The sequence below is a fragment of the Vampirovibrio chlorellavorus genome, assembly GCF_003149375.1.
GTDB lineage: Bacteria > Cyanobacteriota > Vampirovibrionia > Vampirovibrionales > Vampirovibrionaceae > Vampirovibrio > Vampirovibrio chlorellavorus_B.
On the sequence record NZ_QFWH01000002.1, the window covers coordinates 338,494 to 355,382 of the forward strand.

The window sequence follows — 16,889 nt, forward strand, 5'->3', positions numbered from 1 at the left end:
TTGAATCAACACACTTTTAGAGACTTACGCGTGGGTACCGATCTGGTTTATATCCCTCGCTTGCGCCGGAGTTATGCCCGATTGGGGCTGCGTTTTGTACAACGTCTGCTCACACCCCGGGAGTTGGCCTACTGTCAGGGAGACGGCGTTTTTCGGGAAGCGTTTTTCCTGAAACGGGTGGCTGCGCGCATCGCGGTGAAGGAAGCCGTGGCCAAGGCTCTGGGCTCGGGTCTGAATGGGCTGGGCTGGGGGCAGGGGATTGACTGGCAGGATGTGGAAGTGGTTGCCCATAAACAAAGCCCCCCCGAACTCGTTTTGAGCGGGAGGGCTCTGCAATGCGCAAGACAGTTAAACATTGAATGCTGGCGTTTCAGCCTCTCTCACGACGGCGATTATGCCATCGCTACCGTGACCGGACTGATTAAGGTCTAAGCCGTTGCCGGAGCCTCTTGCGGGGCTGGTTTGGACTCCACTGCCGGTGCTTTGCTGACAGGAGCCTTCACCGGTTTTGCCGGTTTTTTAGCAACGGGCTTTTTGGCGATGGCTTTTTTCACGGCGGGCTTGGCTACCGCTTTTTTAGCGACCGGTTTTTTGGCGGCGACTTTTTTCACGGCGGGCTTGGCGGCTGCCTTTTTAGCGACCGGTTTTTTGGCGGTGGCTTTTTTAGCGGCGGGCTTGGCGGCTGCCTTTTTAGCGACCGGTTTTTTGGCGGTGGCTTTTTTGGCGGCGGGCTTGGCTACCGCTTTTTTAGCGACCGGTTTTTTGGCGGTGGCTTTTTTAGCGGCGGGCTTGGCTACCGCTTTTTTAGCGACCGGTTTTTTGGCGGTGACTTTTTTAGCGGCGGGCTTGGCTACCGCTTTTTTAGCGACCGGTTTTTTGGCGGTGACTTTTTTAGCGGCGGGCTTTTTGGCCGTCGTTTTTTTTCTGGCGGCTTTCTTTAAATCAGAGGCCACCTTGCCAATGGTCTGGCTGGCAGAGGCAATGGCCTTGCGGAGGGTGCTGTCAAAATCGGATTTGCTGCTTTGAAAACGCTTTTTCAGATCCTCGGCCACTTTTTTGGCTTCGTTGGGTTTGATGTCTCCCCGGGCCACCATCTCATCCACCAGATCAGTGACCGCGTCTTTCAGCTTTTCAGCGGTCATCACGGTGGCGCCCAAGCCGATCAGAAACGCTTTTTTCAAGCCTTCCAGAGAATCATTTTTTTGAGTTTTCCGGGGGCTAACGTGTGCCTTGCCGTTGGTGCTGGCTTTACTAACCGCGGATTTCACACTGCTTTTAGTGGTTTTTTTGATGCTGGCAGGCTTCTTGGTTGCCGAACTTTTGGAGGCTGTCGCCTTCTTGGTTTTCAATGTTGAAACTCCTCTCGCTATCCAGAAATTATCAGTGTTATTGTATCATTGCTTTTTTAAATTTTATGCTTTTGCTTGTGATTCTATCCATTTGGTTAGGGAAAAACGTTGGTGATTTTGCTCAAAAGGCCTGCCAAATTTCAGTGCGCCATTTCTTCACAAATTTTACCTGATCTTGTCCTGAATCTGCTTATACTTCCAATATCTCGGTAATCGACTGAGTCGGCAGCAGTGCTGAAAACCCAAAAGGGATGCTTAAAGCCGGGAAAAGACAATTTTTGCGCGAATTTGAAAATTCCCCCAAAAAGAGGAATTCCGCCTTGTGATGAGACTGTGGATTAAAGGTTTGGATGGCCCGGTCCGATAGTAATCTGGAAGACTTGGAACTATTTTTTAAACGCTTGAGAAAGACACTTGATTAAAAGGATTGATCCATCATGGGACTTGCAGCCAGCCAATCCAGGTATCTTAGCCTGACCGCCCGCAAGAACGACCTGGAATTAACCGGACAACAAATTAACCAGTCACGGTTAACGCTTGCCAATGTTCAGAATGATCTCTATAACTCCAGCACCAACCTGGAACCTGACTCTGATGAGGCCATCCGGATTCAGTTAAGGATCACCGCCATTCAGAGTCTGGATAAAGCGCTGGAGCTTCAATTGCGGCGGGTAGACACTCAGCAGCAGGCTGTACAGACCGAACTGGAAGCGGTTAAAAAAGTAATTGATAAGAATGTTGAACTTACATTCAAGACTTTTGCATAACAGCCGAAGAGAGAATCAGACTGAGGAAAATTTAGTCCATCAAGATACCGCGGATCTATCAGATTGGATAATTGACCGGGAGGTCCACCCAAAGCCATGAGCTACAAAAACGATTCATACCTTGTCATTATGGGCAGCTACGATAAAGCGGGCAGCGCGGCCAAAGCCGAGCTGTTTGAAACCTATGATCGTTTGCGGGATTTGACGGTCTCGGGCCCTGCTCTCGGTGGCAGCGGCGTGGGTAAATTCGGCAGTTTGCTGATGAACGTGGCCCGCATGATCGGTGGCTCCCCTTTTCTTCCTACTTTTGGCAGCGAGGCCATTAACATTCCCGGCACGTCCTATTACTCTCCAATGTCGGGCGGAACGGGCATTTTACCGGGCGGTCAGGCCGCCTTTGGTCTGGCACCGTTTTCCAATGTGACCGGTATTACCACCGGTGGCGCGGCCCCCATTGGCAACTCAGCCATTGGGCCACTGAGTTTGTTTTCAGCGTTGGGTGCTGGCTCACTGGGGGCCAGTGCGCTGGGGTTTTCCGGATTGGGAAGCATTGGCTTTCCCATGGCCACGGGCACCATTGGTGGTGTTTTTACTGGTGGGGCCAGTCCCATTGGTGGCGATGTGGGGGCCTTGAATGGCGGTTTTATCGCCGGGGGTGCCTCTGGTATTGGGGGGGCGGCCACGGCGGGCGGATTGGCCTTGGGTACGGCTGCCGGTGCTGGTTTCGGACGAAACTGGGTCATGCCTGCCGCAGGGATTGTCAGCGGGATTGGGGGCTTACTGACCACATTAGGGCCATTTTTCGGGCCGTTTGGTCTGGCCGCCGCCGCGGGCGGATCGATTTTAAGTGGCGTCTCCGGGGCGGTGTTGTCCAGTTTCCAGACTATTTCCAACCGATTGTTGGTGAACGCCGATACGATTTTGTCCTCCAAAATCAAAAACCTGGAAACCACGGTCAAGCAGATCGACGCGCAAGAAGAAATCTTGCGGAAGTTGCTCAAGGAATCCGTAGAAGGTGACAAAAAAGCGTTGGAAAATATCTAGGCGGAGTCTGCTTCAAAATTCGCCACTTCCCGGGTATCGCTCATTGAACAGAGAACCACGAGATTTGTTGCCATGGATCGTTCTCCGACCGGAAATTCGAATGATTCTCCTCCTCCGGCCCAGCCGCCTGTGGATCCCTATCTGTACGCGGCCAGCCTGAATTCTTTTGTGACGGAGCGGAATCCCATTCAAATACTGGTGGGGGATATCGGCCGCATGATTCATACCCTGGCCAACCTGGGAAAGAACCGGAAAATGGCCCAGCAGCGGATTCAGTTGCTTCAGGCCCAGGTGGAAAAAGTGGAAGGTGACATCGCCCGGGGCAATCCCAAAACCGTGGGTACCCGGCTGGACAAGTTGCGCTAGGTCAGTTTTACTTCAGAGCTTCGCAAAATTTTTGTTTTGATTCCAGGTACCACTCTTTTTCTCAGAAGTCTGCAATCACTCCCTCCTTTATCTTACGGTCGGGAATGGAAAGGATAGGGACGTCCCGTATTTCCCTTTTAAAATGCTAACTCGAAGTCATTGTGTTGCCTCTTTGAAAGAACCAAGTGATTCTTGTCTTTTAAGCCTGATTAGCTCTTCGGAGCGACATACTTTCTGAACAGTATCTAGCCAGTAGAAGTTCTTATAAGGTGAAAACACAAAACGCTTAGCATTCATACCTGTTAAAGAATTTATGGCTGCTACTTCGTACCGAGAAGCTTTTACAACTTTACCCTCATTTTCAAATGTGCCGATAAGCGCTATCTTCTTTGTTAAAGGGATACTGATTTGTGTTTTTTTTAAGGCTAGTCCCACCCCGTATAAGCCTGAATTAAAATTAGGATCACTCCAGTCAAGACTGACAGGATTATCACAGCTTATAAAATTATCATTGTCATTTGAGTCAGCTATGTAAATATCCCAAGTTCTCTTAAAAAAGTATGGAGTATTTTCCTTCCAAGCTTCGAGTAGAAATTTCAGAAAATGGTTTTGGGTCCACTCAAATTGATAGTTATCGCTTGTAACTTTTTTCACGTATTTTTTATAGCCTTCAAAATTCAAACTTGGATCAAATTGCTTTAGGGTGTTTTCTGTTTGGGCTCTGTAAGATTCATATTGCTTCATGTGGGCTAAATCTGTATTGAGATACCACTTCAAGACCTTATCGAACTGTTCGTTGGTATTCTCTTTGAATCGAGGAGTTCTTACAAAAAGGAGACAAATAAACTCCATCAGTGTGCAAAAGTCTTCACTATATTTATTTGGCAGACACTCCTTTTCATCAATCCACTTTATGACTGGCGCTACCTTACTTTCAATGGCCGCGAATACTTTTTGCTCTAGGTAGTCAGGCTTTATTTGACTATCTTCATTTACCTTCTCAATCTTATAGAGGTCGTTTTCAAAGGCTATGTTCTTAGGATATATAGAAAATTGCTTAATCGTTTTATGATCCAAAGCCCAGAGCATTGAGTTATTACTGCTATTTGGTGTGAATCTCGATAAAAGCATTTGAGGAATATAGTGATGCTTTTTGGCGGGTTTATTATCAACCATTTATCTTGATTTCTTAATGTTTTGTTCATAAGACTGGTGGTTTAACTCACTACATCCTCGGCGGCGGCGTCTTCGTAGTCGCCCTCGTGGCGCTGGATTTCCGGGATCTCAGGCTCCCCCCGGTTTTCCTTGCCGATCAGCTTCACTAAATGGGCCAAATCCTTGCGATCCGCGGTCAGCTTGAAATACTCATGAAAGTGGCGGGTCACGTTTAACTGGTAAGAGCGGCCTTCCCGGCGCTTGGTGATTAGCTTGTGCTTGAGCAGGTTAGCGATATGGTCGTAGGCCACGCTGCCCCGCCATTCAATGAGATCCGATTGCAGCACGGGGGCCTTGATGGCGATGGCGGATAAGGTGCGCAACTCCGCGGCGGACATTTCCAGCGGCATCATCTTATTGACCATATCCCCGTACTCTTCTTTCACCTGCAAAATGTAGCCGTCCGTGTCATCAATCTCCAGCGAAGAGCCTTCCCGAAAGTTGTAATCGCCCATCAGTTCCATCAGGGCAAATTCGGTTTCCTCGTAGGGGGCGTCAATCATCTGGGCGATTTCAAGCAGAGTCAAGGCTTTGCCGGTCATAAACAACACCGACTCAATGCGCCCTTTCAGGCTTTGCCCCGCTGGCAGCTTCACCTGAAACGGCTGGGGTTGATCGTTATCCTCATCATCCGTTTCCGGGTATCCGTAATGCACGCTCATCCGGCCAGTTCCTCTTGATTGTCCTGATTATTCCCTTGAGTGAGAGTATCGTTTTCGGGGGTATTACTCTCGGGGGCATCCGGGGCCACATAAACCTCGGCGTAAAATTCGTCCTGACGCATGGAAAAGCCCCCTCGGGCGGTTAAAAACAGCAGGGCCAAAAAGGCGGAAATCTTATCCAGTCGTCCCCGCTCCATAATCTCGGTCAGGGACACCTGTTCCTGATGAATCAACACCCGCTCCAGCAGGTGCCGCAGTTGGCTCACGGTGTCCTCGTGGAACTCCTCGTGGGCCATTTCCTCAATGTCATCGGCGGTAAAGTCTGCGTAATCCATCATGCGCCGATGGCTGGCCTTTTCCACCTTTTCTTTCAGGCTGCGGCGCTTTTCCAGTTCCTCATATTTTTGCAGCTCCAGAATCAGATCTTCCAGGGTGACGTTGCGAATCCGGGGCTGTTTGGTGCTGGTGCGGCGCTTGATCACCTCATCCAACGAGCGAAAGCTGAACTTGGGCTGGATAACCCGGTTGTTGTCCATAAAATCCGGTTCCAGCAGTTCATCCAGAAACTCATCCGGTGGGTTCAGGTAATTAATGCCCGCCAGTTGATCCGATTTCATGCGCAGCAAAATGGCCAGATACAGCAGGGTTTTGCCGGTGATCTTCAGATCCGATTCTTTCAGTTCGGCCACCGCTTGCAAGTACTGATCGGCCACTTTTACAATATCAATATTCCAGGGGTCAATTTCCCCGGATTTGGCCATTTCCACCAGCAATTCCACCCCATCGGCGGGCTTGGTGGGCTCAGAAAAAGATTCTGGCTGTGGGCTGGGTTCAGGACGCGGCTGCAATGGCCTGATCTCCCTCAGTTCCCGAGCTTGCGGGTGCTTCGTCGGGGCGGTGCTTGATGCCGGTGACCTTGGTTATGCCATTTTGACGCTGGGTGACCCCGATGGTTCGCTCGGAGCATTCAATCATGGGTTTGCGCAAGGAAACCACAATAAACTGGGCCCGACGGGCTTCCCGGTTGACCATGTGAGCCAGTTTTTCGGCGTTAATCCCGTCCAGGTTCTGATCCACCTCGTCCAGGGCATAGAAAGGGGCTGGCATATAGCGCTGGATGGCGAACACAAAGGCCAATGAAGTCAGGGATTTTTCCCCGCCGCTCAGCCCCTCAATCCGAAGCATCTTTTTGCCACGGGGTTGGGCGTGAATGGTCAAGCCGCCTTCAAACGGCGAATCCGGGTTGGTCAGCATCAACTCCCCGCTGCCATCGGACAGCTCGGCGAAAATGCTGCGGAAGTTGGCGTCCACGCTTTCATAGGCCTTCATGAAGGACACCCGCTTCAGCTCATGATAGCTGGCGATTTTAACCTGAATGGTTTCCCGCTCCTGATTCAGCGTTTCAATCTTTTCGGCCAGTTCGTTGCGGCGGCCATTGACCCGATCAAATTCCTCAATGGCCAGCATATTGACCGGCTCCATGCTCTCCATCTTCTTGCTCAGGCGGGCGATGTTCTGGGTGACTTCCTCGCCGGAGGGCAATTGATCGGCCTGAATGGTGTCCGCGTCAATTTCAGCCAGCTTGAGCTGGTTGCGCACCAGTTGCAACTGGGGTTCCAGCTCTCGCTTACGGGCCTGAAAAGCCAGCATTTGCTCATCCAGTTGCTGCACGTTGCGCTCCTGAATGTTTTTCTGCTTCTCCTGCTCAATCAACAGGGCTTGCACCTGATCCCGCTCGTCCTGCAGCTTCTTGAGTTCCTCATCCAGCTCGGTGGTCTGGGCTTCCAGCTCGTTGATTTGCCTTACGGTTAGCTGAATTTCCTCAATGGCGGCGGCTTTTTCTTTGACCATGGTAGCGCTGTGCTGGGTGAATTCCTCAATGCGCTTCTTGCTGTCCTGAATACCCACCTGCTGGAAGTTTTTTTCCATTTCCTTGCTTTTAATGTCGGTTTGCGCGTTGCGCATCTGGGAGTCGTAGTATTCCATCTGGAATTTCACTTCCTTCATGCGCTCCCGCAGCTCATCGATCTGCTCGCTGGGCAGTTGGCTTTCAATGGCGTCCAGCTCGCCTTGCAGCGTTTGTACCGTGCTTTGGCGCTGGGCCAGATTGGCTTCCAGTGCCTGAATTTCCTTGGTCAGCCGTTCGATTTCAGCGTTCAGATCACTGACGTCCACGGCGCTTTCTTGCAGTTTACGAATCTCTTCCAGTTGGGCGTTCACCTCATCCAGCCCGGCGGAAGCCCGGGAGTATTGCTGCATGAGGGCCGTATAATCGGCTTTAACCGTTTCCATTTTGAGTTCCAGCTGGGTCAGTTGCTTTTGGTGGGTTTCCTTCTCCATCTCGGCCCGTTCCAGCCGCTTGGCCAGGGTCTGCAATTCCTGCTCAACGTTGCTGCCACCGAAGTAGTTACCGCTGCGCCCCCGATTCGATTGCGAACCGCCCGTCATGGCCCCCGATTTTTCCATCAAGCTGCCATCCAGCGTCACCATGCGGTATTTGCGCAGCAGCTTACGGGCAGCCAGGGCGTCTTCCACAATCAGGGTGTCCCCTAAGGCGTAGCTAAAGACGTCTTCGTACTGGTGATCAAATTCAATCAGGTTTACGGCGTAATCGATGACCCCCGGGTCCCGAGGCAAGGGGGGCAGCCCCCGGAAGTTCTGGATTTTGCTCAGGGGCAAGAAGGTGGCCCGTCCGGCCCGGCTTTCTTGCAACAGACGGATGCCTTCGCTGGCCACCTGCTCGTCATCCACCACGATGTTCTGAATCCGCCCACCCAGGGCGATTTCCATGGCCAAAGCATATTCCTGATTCACATCGCCCAGCTGGGCAACGGTGCCATGCACGCCCGACATGCCCGATTTTAGAACCGTGTCCACGGCCCGGGTGAAGTTAACTTCCTCGAAGGCCCGCTGGCGGGCTTCCAGTTGCACGTATTCCCGGTGGAATTCATGATATTTGGCCTGGGTCTGGTTTAAATTGACCTTGGCCTGTCCATAGTCTCGTTGTAACTGGTTTAGTTGGGCTTCAAAGGCCTCTTTTTCATCTCCAAAAATTTTGACATCCCGGCTGAGATTGGCGTGACGACCGTTTAACACCACCAGTTTGTCAGCGCCTTCCTGATTGCTGCGCAAGCGAATATCCATTTCGTACTGGTTGCGCTTGATTTCCGCTTCCAGATCCAGCTTGTCCCGGTTGAGTCGGGAAACCACATCTTCCGCTTCCGTCAATTGCTGGCGAATGCCGCTGCGTTTCACACTCAACTCACTGCTAGAGCCGGTGAGGGCATCGAATTGCTGCTCCAGCTTCTGGGCCTCTTTGGCCTCATCGTTATACAAGGCTTGTAATTCCTTGTATTGATAATTAAAACCCTTGATGGCCTCATCCAGATCGTTGGATTTCTCCTGCATGCGCTGGATTTCTGACTGGGCTTGCTCGGCCCGCCGCTGGTTGTCTGCCGTTTTTTCCTCAATGTTCTTAATGGCGTCCTCTTTGCGGGCGATGTGGCCCTTGAGCCCTTCAATCTGCTTCTTTAGGGCGATTTGCTGATCTTCGCCCTTCTTTTTGACCTGACTGGAGAGATCCAGCAGTTGGGCGTGGGTCACCTGAATATCGGCCACCAGTTGATGGATGAGCTGCTGGGCGGATTCCTTTTGTTTGCGCGCATCCACCAGGTTTTGGTGGGTGGCGCTGATGGCTTTCTGAATGTCCAGATACTTGGCGGCCAGCAACATGCCCTCATAGCGGTTTTTTTCATCCCGCAATTTTTGGTATTTCAGGGCATGATCCCGCTCCGTGCCCAGTTGTTCCAGTCGCAGGTTAATTTCATTGAGCAAAATGGTGTTGCGCTCGATGTTGGCCCCGGTGGCTTCCAGTTCCCGCTGGGCCTGTTCGATTTTGCGGTCAAACTCGGCCACCCCAGCGATTTCATCGATAATCTTGCGCCGCTCCATGGGCGACATGTTGACAATGCCCGCCACATCGCCCTGCATCATCACGTTGTAAGTGCCCGGAGAGACGTTGAACTGCCCCAGATAATCGTGGATATCGGTCAGGGTGGTGGGCTTTCCGTTCATGTAGTAGGTGCTGGTATAGCCGCTGGCGTTCCCCCGAATGCGACGGGTGATTTGCACGAATTCGCTATTGGGGCCTAAATCAGTCAGCGAAATTTCCTTCACCCCGGTCAGATCCTGGGATTCGGATACCGGCAAAGGTTCCGCGTCCTCGATGGCCGTTTCTTCAGATGGACTCTGTTCCGATCCATCGGTGCCAGAGAGTTCCAAAGGTATCTGGATGGCCGCTTTGGCCATGTCCTCGGCGCTTTTTCGGAAGGTGATGGTGACAATGGCCTCTTTGCGCTTGGAGAGGTTGTTGATGAGATCCGATAGTTTCTCGGCCCGCATGGTGCGAGAGGTGGAGAGTCCCAGGCAAAACAGAATGCTATCAATGATGTTACTTTTGCCGGAGCCGTTGGGCCCGGAAACCGTGGTAAAGCCATCCTCAAAGGGGATTACCGTCTTTTCGGCGAAGGACTTGAAGTTGTCAATGACGATTTGGTGGATGTGCATTACCGGTAACGACCCTTTAAAGCTCCTGAATCTCTATCGGGATGGAATCTGACGCCCATCAAGAATACGGAAACGGTTTACTGGATGTCCCAAATACTGTTTGGGTAGACGGAATTCCAAGGATGAACGACCTGGGACAATGGATGTTGGCGCGAACGACGGTTGTCTGTGTCTCTCTAATGCTGCCAGTCGCTAACCCATTGTGCTGCACTGGCTTCACAGGCAGCGTTTTGAAAGCCGAACTCGATACATATCGTAGCACACAGGGCGTTGTCATGCGGAATTTTTCCAGTGGGCAGCTTAACGCTTGGTGATAAATCGGGGCGCATCGTTTTTGGGGTGAACGCTCTGTAAAGCGGCTGAGGCAGTTTTACTGTACGATTCCGAAAATTTCTTGTAAAATGATGAGCATGAAAGAGGCCAAGTCTTTAAAAATCCCACACCTGTCTGAAGAAGCGCGGATGGTGACCTATGACAATGGGTATACCTTTGTGTTTGTCCCCAAGAAGGGCGATGTGTTCAACATCAGCACTTGGGTGAAAACCGGCTCCATTCATGAGGACGATCAAATCAACGGGATTTCTCACTTTCTGGAACACCTGATGTTCAAGGGGACGGCGCGTTTTAAGCCCGGCGAGTTTGACAAGGCCATGGAGTCCATGGGCGCGGTTATTAATGCCGCTACCTGGAAAGATTTTACCTTCTATTACGTGACCGGCCCCAAGGGCAAGTCCGATGTGGCCCAGTTGGGTCAAAACTTTGAACTGGCCCTGGATTTGCATTCGGATATGATGTTGGGTTCTACCATCCCGGATGAGGAAGTGGGCCCGCAGTACGATCCCTTTGACCCTGACTATAAGGGTGAGAAACGGGAGCGCAGCGTGGTTATCGAAGAGATTTCCATGCGGGAAGATCAGCCCTGGACCAAAATTTATAATTCCGTGAACCATATGATGTACGATGCCGGACACCCTTATCAGCGGGATGTCATTGGTACTCGTCAGATCATTGGGAACGTGCCTCGAGAAACCATTTACGAGTACTACCGGCAGTGGTATTCGCCTTCCAACATGACCACCATTGTGGTGGGTGATTTTGATTTCAATACGCTGGAAGAAAAAATCTGCCGGTATTTCGACTTTGAAAAATTCAAAATCGCGGCCAACGGCAAGGGCGTTACCCCACGGGCCGAGCAGTTTAAAGCCCCCACCGCCCAACGTTACGATGAGGTGAAGGGCGAGTACCAGACTTCCTTCTTTATTATGGGTTTTCACGCTCCTGACCCTAAAAATCTGAAAGAGACCATTGCTCTGGATGTGGTCAGCCACGTACTGGGCGAAGGGCGCAGTTCCCGTCTAACCCAGGCTTTGCTGGAAAAACCGGCCACGCCCGTATACAACTACGTCAGTTGCGGGCAGTCCACTTTTAAGTTGGGGAACGTGTTTTTCATTCAGGGGAACTTCAATTTCCCGGATGGGCAAAGCGATCCCAAGCCGGTTTTAAAGAAACTGGAAGCCGAGCTGGAAAAATTACTGACCACGGAACCCATTACGGACGCGGAATTCCAGCGGGCTTTGAAAAAATTAAAGGTCAATTTCGCCGAAACCTCGGAAACCGCCTCAGGCATTGCCGAGACCATTGGGGAGGCCATCACCGTGGTGGGCTCCATTGAGTCCTATCTGGATTATTTGACCGTGTTGAACCAGTTGGATGTGGATACGGTGAACGCCGTGGCCCGTTGCTACCTGACTTTGGACCAGGCCTACACCTCGGTCATGGTGCCGGGGGAAGGCGCTTTGAAATCTGAAGATGACGGTGAAGGAGAGGCGTAACCCATGTTGAAGGTCGAGGCGCTCCCCACGGAAATTTTGAAGCTGTCCACCGGTGCTACGCTGTTACATACCCCCATTGAGACCGCCCCTCGATTGGCCATTTCCATGTTTTTGCCGGGTGGCAATTTGCTGGATGCCGTGCCCGGTGTGTCCGATATGGTGGATCGCCTGTTGCTGAAGGGCACCACTACCCGCAATCAGGAACAGATTTCCATTGAACTGGACGGACTGACCTTAGAGGTGGACACTGACACCAAGCGGGATTACAGCGCCATTCACGCCACTTTGCTGGAAGAGGATCTGGACACTTCTTTTGAGCTGATCGCCGACTTTTTTTATAACGCCACGTTTAGCGAATTCGAGCGGGAAAAGCAAAAGGTGGCGGGAGAAGTGATGATGGATCTGGACTCCCCAAAAAGCCGGGCATCCGATCAGTTTATTCGCAAACTATTTGAAAACACCCCGTACGGGATTGTGAGCAGTGTTATTCTGGATGCCCTGCCATCGCTTAATTCCGTGGCGGATCTGAAAGCCCATTATCAACGGGTGTTTACCCCCCAAAACTTAATCGTTTCGGTGGCCGGTAATATTTCGGCGGATAAAATGGCCAAGGCCCTGGAAAAATCTTTCCCCAGCGGGGCCCCAAACGCACCCGTGGTGGAGGATAGCGTACAGGCCCGGTTACGTAATTTGACTTTAACCCAGGATGAACTGATTACCTTTGCCCGGGATGATTCTTCCCAAGCGCATATTTTTAAAGGCTGGCTGGTGCCGGAAGCCAAGCATGACGACTACGCCCCGCTGGCCTTGATGAACACCATTTTAGGGGCCGCAGGCCTGAGTTCCCGGTTGTTTTTGGAACTGCGGGACAAGCAGGGACTGGCCTACAACGTGCGCAGTACCTATGAAGCGTATCGGCACAAAGGGTTGTTTTACCTGTACATTGGCACGGAGCCCAAGAACAAGGACAAGTGCCTGAAGGGCTTTATCGAGGAAGTGAACAAGCTGGCGGACATTCCGGTTTCCGCCGAGGAATTGGCCGATGCCAAGCGCAATATTTTAGGCCGTCGCTCCGTGTTTCTGGAGACAGCCCATCAGCAAGCCAATTACATTGGGGCCAATTTTACGCAAGGCCGCTCCCTGGAAGAGATCGCCCGGGTGCCGGAACAGATTGAAGCGGTGACCCCGGCGGATGTGCAGCGGGTGGTGCGGCAATATCTGTTGCAACCGGCTCTGGTTTCTTTGGTAGGCCCGTCCCGAATTTTTTAACCGGAACGTTGAGCGCTTCAGTGCCCTGATGTTGTTCCCGTCTGGAGGCGACTGAAGGCTGATTGGTTTTAGCAACGTTAGGGCCGTCTTCATTTGGATGGCCTTAATTTAGTAGTACCCGGCAGCCATGGGGAATGGGCTTGGCGCGCTGGCATACAAGGCGGCTTCGGGATTTAAAATGCCCGCCCCTTCCGCCAAGGGATCGGCCTGGGTGTCCACGGCGGTTTGCTGCAAAATGGCCTTAAGTTGGGCCACGCTTAAATTGGGGTTTTGCTGCTGCATTCGCGCGATAATAGCCGCCACTTTGGGTGCGGCAAAGGAGGTACCGTCCTGCGGGCCAAATTGGGTTTCCACCCCCACGCCATCGGTGGCGATGGTGGGGTTGTAGGCGCCATCTCCCCACGAGGAGAAGCTGCCAATGGTATCATCCTGCAATTGGGGCGTATTCTGATCATCCGATGCGGCTACCGAGATAACATCGGCGCTTTGGGCCAGAAAGTTGGTGTCTCCACCCGGTGTGGCTCTGGGGAACACCTCGTTCAGCGCATGTTCGTTGCCAGCGGCCACCACCACGGCGACGCCGCTTTGAGCCGCATTGCGGGTGCTGGCCTGATAGCGGGCCCGGGCTTGCTGGAATGCGGAGTCGGGCGCGTCCAGCCGATTGTCCACATAGGTGCTGATGGCGTTGGCCACGGGCTCCGTAACCGTGGTCACCCCATCTTTATTCACGTCCAGATTTTGAATGTCGCTGGGTTTGAGTCCCACGTATTGGGCCAGGGCGGGGTTGGCCTGAAGGGCATGCAGGGTATCGATATACAGCTCATTGCGAGAGAAGCCCAGAGAGCCGTTAATCACCGTGCCCTTGCCGTCACGCACCACTTGATCGATTTCCCGGCTGAACACGTTAAGGGCGTCCGTGGCCCCTGTGTCGATCAATTCATCCAGCGCTTGCTGGCTATTGAGCTTGGGAGCCGCTGGGGCCGATTTTGCCCGGGTGCTGGCCGGGCCGTCCTGAGCGGTGTCATTAATGCCTTCCAGAGCCGCTGCCCCGTTCGGGTTGTACCGACGATAAACTTCCATCACGGATTGGGCATGCTCATCCGCTTTGCCGTCTCCGGTGTAGCCCACCTCCACAATGACGGCACTGCCCCGGTTTTTGGCGGAGGCCTGGGGGGGCTGGAAAGGCAACCCTTCCGCGTTGCCCAGCAGGCTTTGCAGCAGTTGCGCCAACGCTCCGGCTTGCCCTGCGGATCCCTCGCTGAGTAGCGGATTCCCGCCAAAGGGAAATATATCCTCAATGGAAGGCTGTGAGCCGTACGCCGATGTCTTTGGAGAGGACCCTCCCCAGGGATTGGGATAGGTTCCGCTTACGGCCCCATTCGGGTTTGCCCAGAGGTTCAGCCCATTACTTGCCATTCACTGTGTCTCCATCCAATGTGGCTTCGGCCACTGTGTCTTCAAGCCATGTATATTCTTGCCACACCGCCCAACGCGTCTGAATGCACCCGCCAAGCCTTGTGGGGTGCTATGCTAAATAAAAAATCATGCCTGTTTTAAATTGATTGTTTTTATGAGTTTTTTACAATGGATTTAAACTGGATAGTCCCAATCAATGCGGGCGATATCTTCGCTCACTCCCGCTCGATACAGTCTTTCAATGGGGGTGCCGGTTTTGGGTGGGCGAGCGACCCGCTCCAAACCGACTGAGGCGTATGGCAGATTCCGGATTTTATACGTACTTGCTGAAATGCGCGGATGACACGCTCTATTGCGGGTGGACGATCAATCCACAGCAACGGCTGGCCCAGCACAACGCGGGGAAAGGGGCCAAATACACCCGGGTGCGCTTGCCGGTGCAACTGGTGGCCCAGTGGCGGTTTGACTCCAGGGCGGAAGCCATGCGTTATGAGGCCCGGATCAAGCGGTTATCTCGCAAGCAAAAGCTGGCCCTGATTCAGAGCCAGCTTGAGGACAGCGTGTCGGAGTTGCTTTAAGCGGAAACTTCCAGGCGCTTGCGTTTGGGGCTGCTGCCTGCTTCCTGTGGGGGCGCTTCTTCGGTTTGGCGCTTGGGGCTCCACGGTTTGCGGGGCGGCTGATTTTTCCAGCTTTTGGTTTCATCCGCCTTGTTCCAGGAAACGGGTTTGCTCAATTCCACCACCCCACGGCGGAATGAGAAATCATGATCGGCCTGACTGGCAAACGTACCAGCCACGTTGGGCGCGTTTTCTATCATGGTGGCAATTTCGTGGTTGGTTTTGTAGGGGATTTTGCCGCTGCCGCCATGGTCTTCCTCGGCCTCGCTGAGGGCTCCGTAGTCGCCGGTGGGTTGCACGGGGGGCTCAGCGCCCTTGCTGTCCAGGCCTAGACTGGACCAGTTGGCTGAGCCAATCAGCAGGTGCTTGCGATCAAACACGGCCCATTTGGCGTGCAACTTTTCCTCAGTGGCTTTATTCTCCTTGAAAAAGCGAATGGGAACCCCGGCGTCATCCAGCTTCTGGATACCGGCCCGACAGTTGGGGAAAATTTTGTACAGCCCCTCATCCACCAGCAGTTTGACACCTTCCTTGCCTTGCTGGGTCAGCTGGCGATGCTTCTGGATCAGGGCATCCACCACCGCTTTGTGGGTCAGGACAAACAGTTGGGCGTGGATGCTACTGTCCGCTTTGTCGATCTGCTTCAGGATTTCAGTCAATACGTCATTTTTAGCCCCTTGATCGGCTTTGTGGTGGGTGGTTTGCAGCACTTTGACACGGCCTTGATGGAAGGGTTTAATGTCCGGCAAATCCTCACTTTTTCCCTGAGAGGTGGTCCAGTCCGGCTTATAGACTTTGTGGAAGATGTTGCGTACATCGGGGCCTTCAATGTACACGGCCCCGTCGTGATTCATGGTGGAGTGGTTGCCCCAGTTCATGCCGCCCACAATGGCCTTGCGGTTATCCAGTATAATCAGCTTCACGTGATTTTTCAGTGCGACCTCGTTGGGATAGGTTAAAAAAGGCACGTTGAAGGCTCTCAGGCGCTCAATGGTGCGATCGTTGTGATTCGGCTCCATCAGCGTTTTGGCCTGATCCTTAAACGCCTTGGCCGGATCCCGCTCCATCACGCGGGGCTGTTGCTTGCTGTTGTCCAGCAGAATGCGCACATTGGCTTTTTGCTCCCGGTGCAAACTGATAATGCGATCCAGCAGGCTGTGGTGAATGGCCGCCCCGGGCGCGCCAGTGGCGCACTTGCGCTCCGGGTAGACTTCCGGATTTTGCAGTTCATACAGGTTCAGCATCAGCCAGGGCTTTTGCTTGCCGGAGCCGGTTTCCGCCTCTCGTATGATTTGATCGATTTTGCCGAAAATCTGCTCGCCCCCCAATAGGCTTTCCACCACGGTTTTGTCATTTTTCACGCCGTGGGCGGTTGGAATGGCGTAATGAAACACGTCCTTGGCCGGTGGCATAAAGTGCCGCACGGTGAACGCTTTATGAGATGGGGTGACCGGTTCGCTGGCCGGTTCTATCTGCGGATTGCCGTTTGCTCCCTTGGCCGCAAACAGGACCACGGGTCGGAACGTTGTTGGTACTTTATTTGCAATAGCGTTTAACACAAACTCCCTCCAATTCCTTTGATACGATGCTGAATGCCAGGCACGTCAATTTTTCCGGCAACGGCAGGGCCAGTCCGCACAGAGTTTTACGCAGTCCCCATCACTCAGGGGGCTGTGTGTTTGTTGAAACCCAAATCGTTAAAAATGCCTCACTGCCTGTGGCACGGATTACGTTGAAACTCACTTTTCTTTCAATTAACGGCCATTGTACCCGGCTCAGCTGGAAA

At 52.7% G+C, this 16,889-nt stretch carries 14 protein-coding genes; 7 read left to right on the top strand and 7 right to left on the bottom strand.

Features of this window, described 5'->3' with window-relative positions; all coding sequences use genetic code 11:
• Complete coding sequence (gene acpS / locus DF283_RS03925; protein WP_303673406.1) at positions 1-432, top strand: holo-ACP synthase; 432 nt, start codon at positions 1-3, stop codon at positions 430-432.
• Here the strand turns inward: acpS and DF283_RS03930 are convergent.
• Complete coding sequence (locus DF283_RS03930; RefSeq protein ID WP_303673407.1) at positions 429-1,349, bottom strand: phasin family protein; 921 nt, start codon at positions 1,347-1,349, stop codon at positions 429-431. The two genes, acpS and DF283_RS03930, sit on opposite strands and share 4 nt — an antisense overlap.
• Positions 1,350-1,786: 437 nt before the next feature.
• On the opposite strand from DF283_RS03930, the gene DF283_RS03935 reads away from it, so the two are divergent.
• The 3 genes from DF283_RS03935 to DF283_RS03945 all read left to right on the top strand — a co-directional run bounded on the left by DF283_RS03935 (position 1,787) and on the right by DF283_RS03945 (position 3,526).
• Positions 1,787-2,116 carry a hypothetical protein gene (locus DF283_RS03935; protein ID WP_303673408.1) on the top strand — a complete coding sequence of 110 codons (330 nt, stop codon included), beginning with the start codon at positions 1,787-1,789 and terminating at the stop codon, positions 2,114-2,116.
• Positions 2,117-2,212: 96 nt separating this feature from the next.
• Positions 2,213-3,160: a hypothetical protein gene (locus tag DF283_RS03940; RefSeq protein WP_303673409.1), complete on the top strand. Its 948-nt coding sequence runs from the start codon at positions 2,213-2,215 to the stop codon at positions 3,158-3,160.
• 72 nt (positions 3,161-3,232) lie between these two features.
• The gene (locus DF283_RS03945; RefSeq protein WP_303673410.1) at positions 3,233-3,526 is read left to right on the top strand and encodes a hypothetical protein; all 294 of its coding nucleotides are present in this window, start codon (positions 3,233-3,235) and stop codon (positions 3,524-3,526) included.
• Positions 3,527-3,682: 156 nt separating this feature from the next.
• Here the strand turns inward: DF283_RS03945 and DF283_RS03950 are convergent, their stop codons facing one another.
• From DF283_RS03950 to smc, 4 genes are read right to left on the bottom strand one after another with little or no spacing between them, the layout of a single operon-like run.
• On the bottom strand, positions 3,683-4,702 hold the full coding sequence (locus tag DF283_RS03950) for a DUF4238 domain-containing protein (RefSeq protein ID WP_303673411.1): 1,020 nt from the start codon (positions 4,700-4,702) through the stop codon (positions 3,683-3,685).
• Positions 4,703-4,743: 41 nt separating this feature from the next.
• Positions 4,744-5,403, bottom strand: a complete 660-nt coding sequence (scpB, locus tag DF283_RS03955; RefSeq protein ID WP_303673412.1) for an SMC-Scp complex subunit ScpB — start codon at positions 5,401-5,403, stop codon at positions 4,744-4,746.
• Positions 5,400-6,251: a segregation and condensation protein A gene (locus tag DF283_RS03960; protein ID WP_303673413.1), complete on the bottom strand. Its 852-nt coding sequence runs from the start codon at positions 6,249-6,251 to the stop codon at positions 5,400-5,402. Before DF283_RS03960 ends, scpB begins: the two co-directional genes overlap by 4 nt.
• Positions 6,235-9,969: a chromosome segregation protein SMC gene (gene smc / locus DF283_RS03965; protein WP_303673414.1), complete on the bottom strand. Its 3,735-nt coding sequence runs from the start codon at positions 9,967-9,969 to the stop codon at positions 6,235-6,237. Before smc ends, DF283_RS03960 begins: the two co-directional genes overlap by 17 nt.
• 401 nt (positions 9,970-10,370) lie before the next feature.
• On the opposite strand from smc, the gene DF283_RS03970 reads away from it, so the two are divergent.
• Entirely contained in the window at positions 10,371-11,801 is a 1,431-nt protein-coding gene (locus DF283_RS03970; protein ID WP_303673415.1) for a M16 family metallopeptidase, read from the top strand.
• A gap of 3 nt (positions 11,802-11,804) precedes the next feature.
• On the top strand, positions 11,805-13,070 hold the full coding sequence (locus DF283_RS03975) for a M16 family metallopeptidase (protein ID WP_303673416.1): 1,266 nt from the start codon (positions 11,805-11,807) through the stop codon (positions 13,068-13,070).
• Between the two features lie 108 nt (positions 13,071-13,178).
• Here the strand turns inward: DF283_RS03975 and DF283_RS03980 are convergent, their stop codons facing one another.
• On the bottom strand, positions 13,179-14,486 hold the full coding sequence (locus DF283_RS03980) for a S8 family serine peptidase (RefSeq protein WP_303673417.1): 1,308 nt from the start codon (positions 14,484-14,486) through the stop codon (positions 13,179-13,181).
• A gap of 296 nt (positions 14,487-14,782) precedes the next feature.
• Between DF283_RS03980 and DF283_RS03985 the strand changes: the two genes are divergently transcribed.
• Positions 14,783-15,064, top strand: coding sequence for a GIY-YIG nuclease family protein (locus DF283_RS03985; protein ID WP_303673418.1), 282 nt, complete (start codon positions 14,783-14,785; stop codon positions 15,062-15,064).
• Here DF283_RS03985 and DF283_RS03990 read toward each other — a convergent pair.
• Positions 15,061-16,662, bottom strand: a complete 1,602-nt coding sequence (locus tag DF283_RS03990; protein ID WP_303673419.1) for a phospholipase D-like domain-containing protein — start codon at positions 16,660-16,662, stop codon at positions 15,061-15,063. The two genes, DF283_RS03985 and DF283_RS03990, sit on opposite strands and share 4 nt — an antisense overlap.
• Positions 16,663-16,889: the final 227 nt, after the last annotated feature.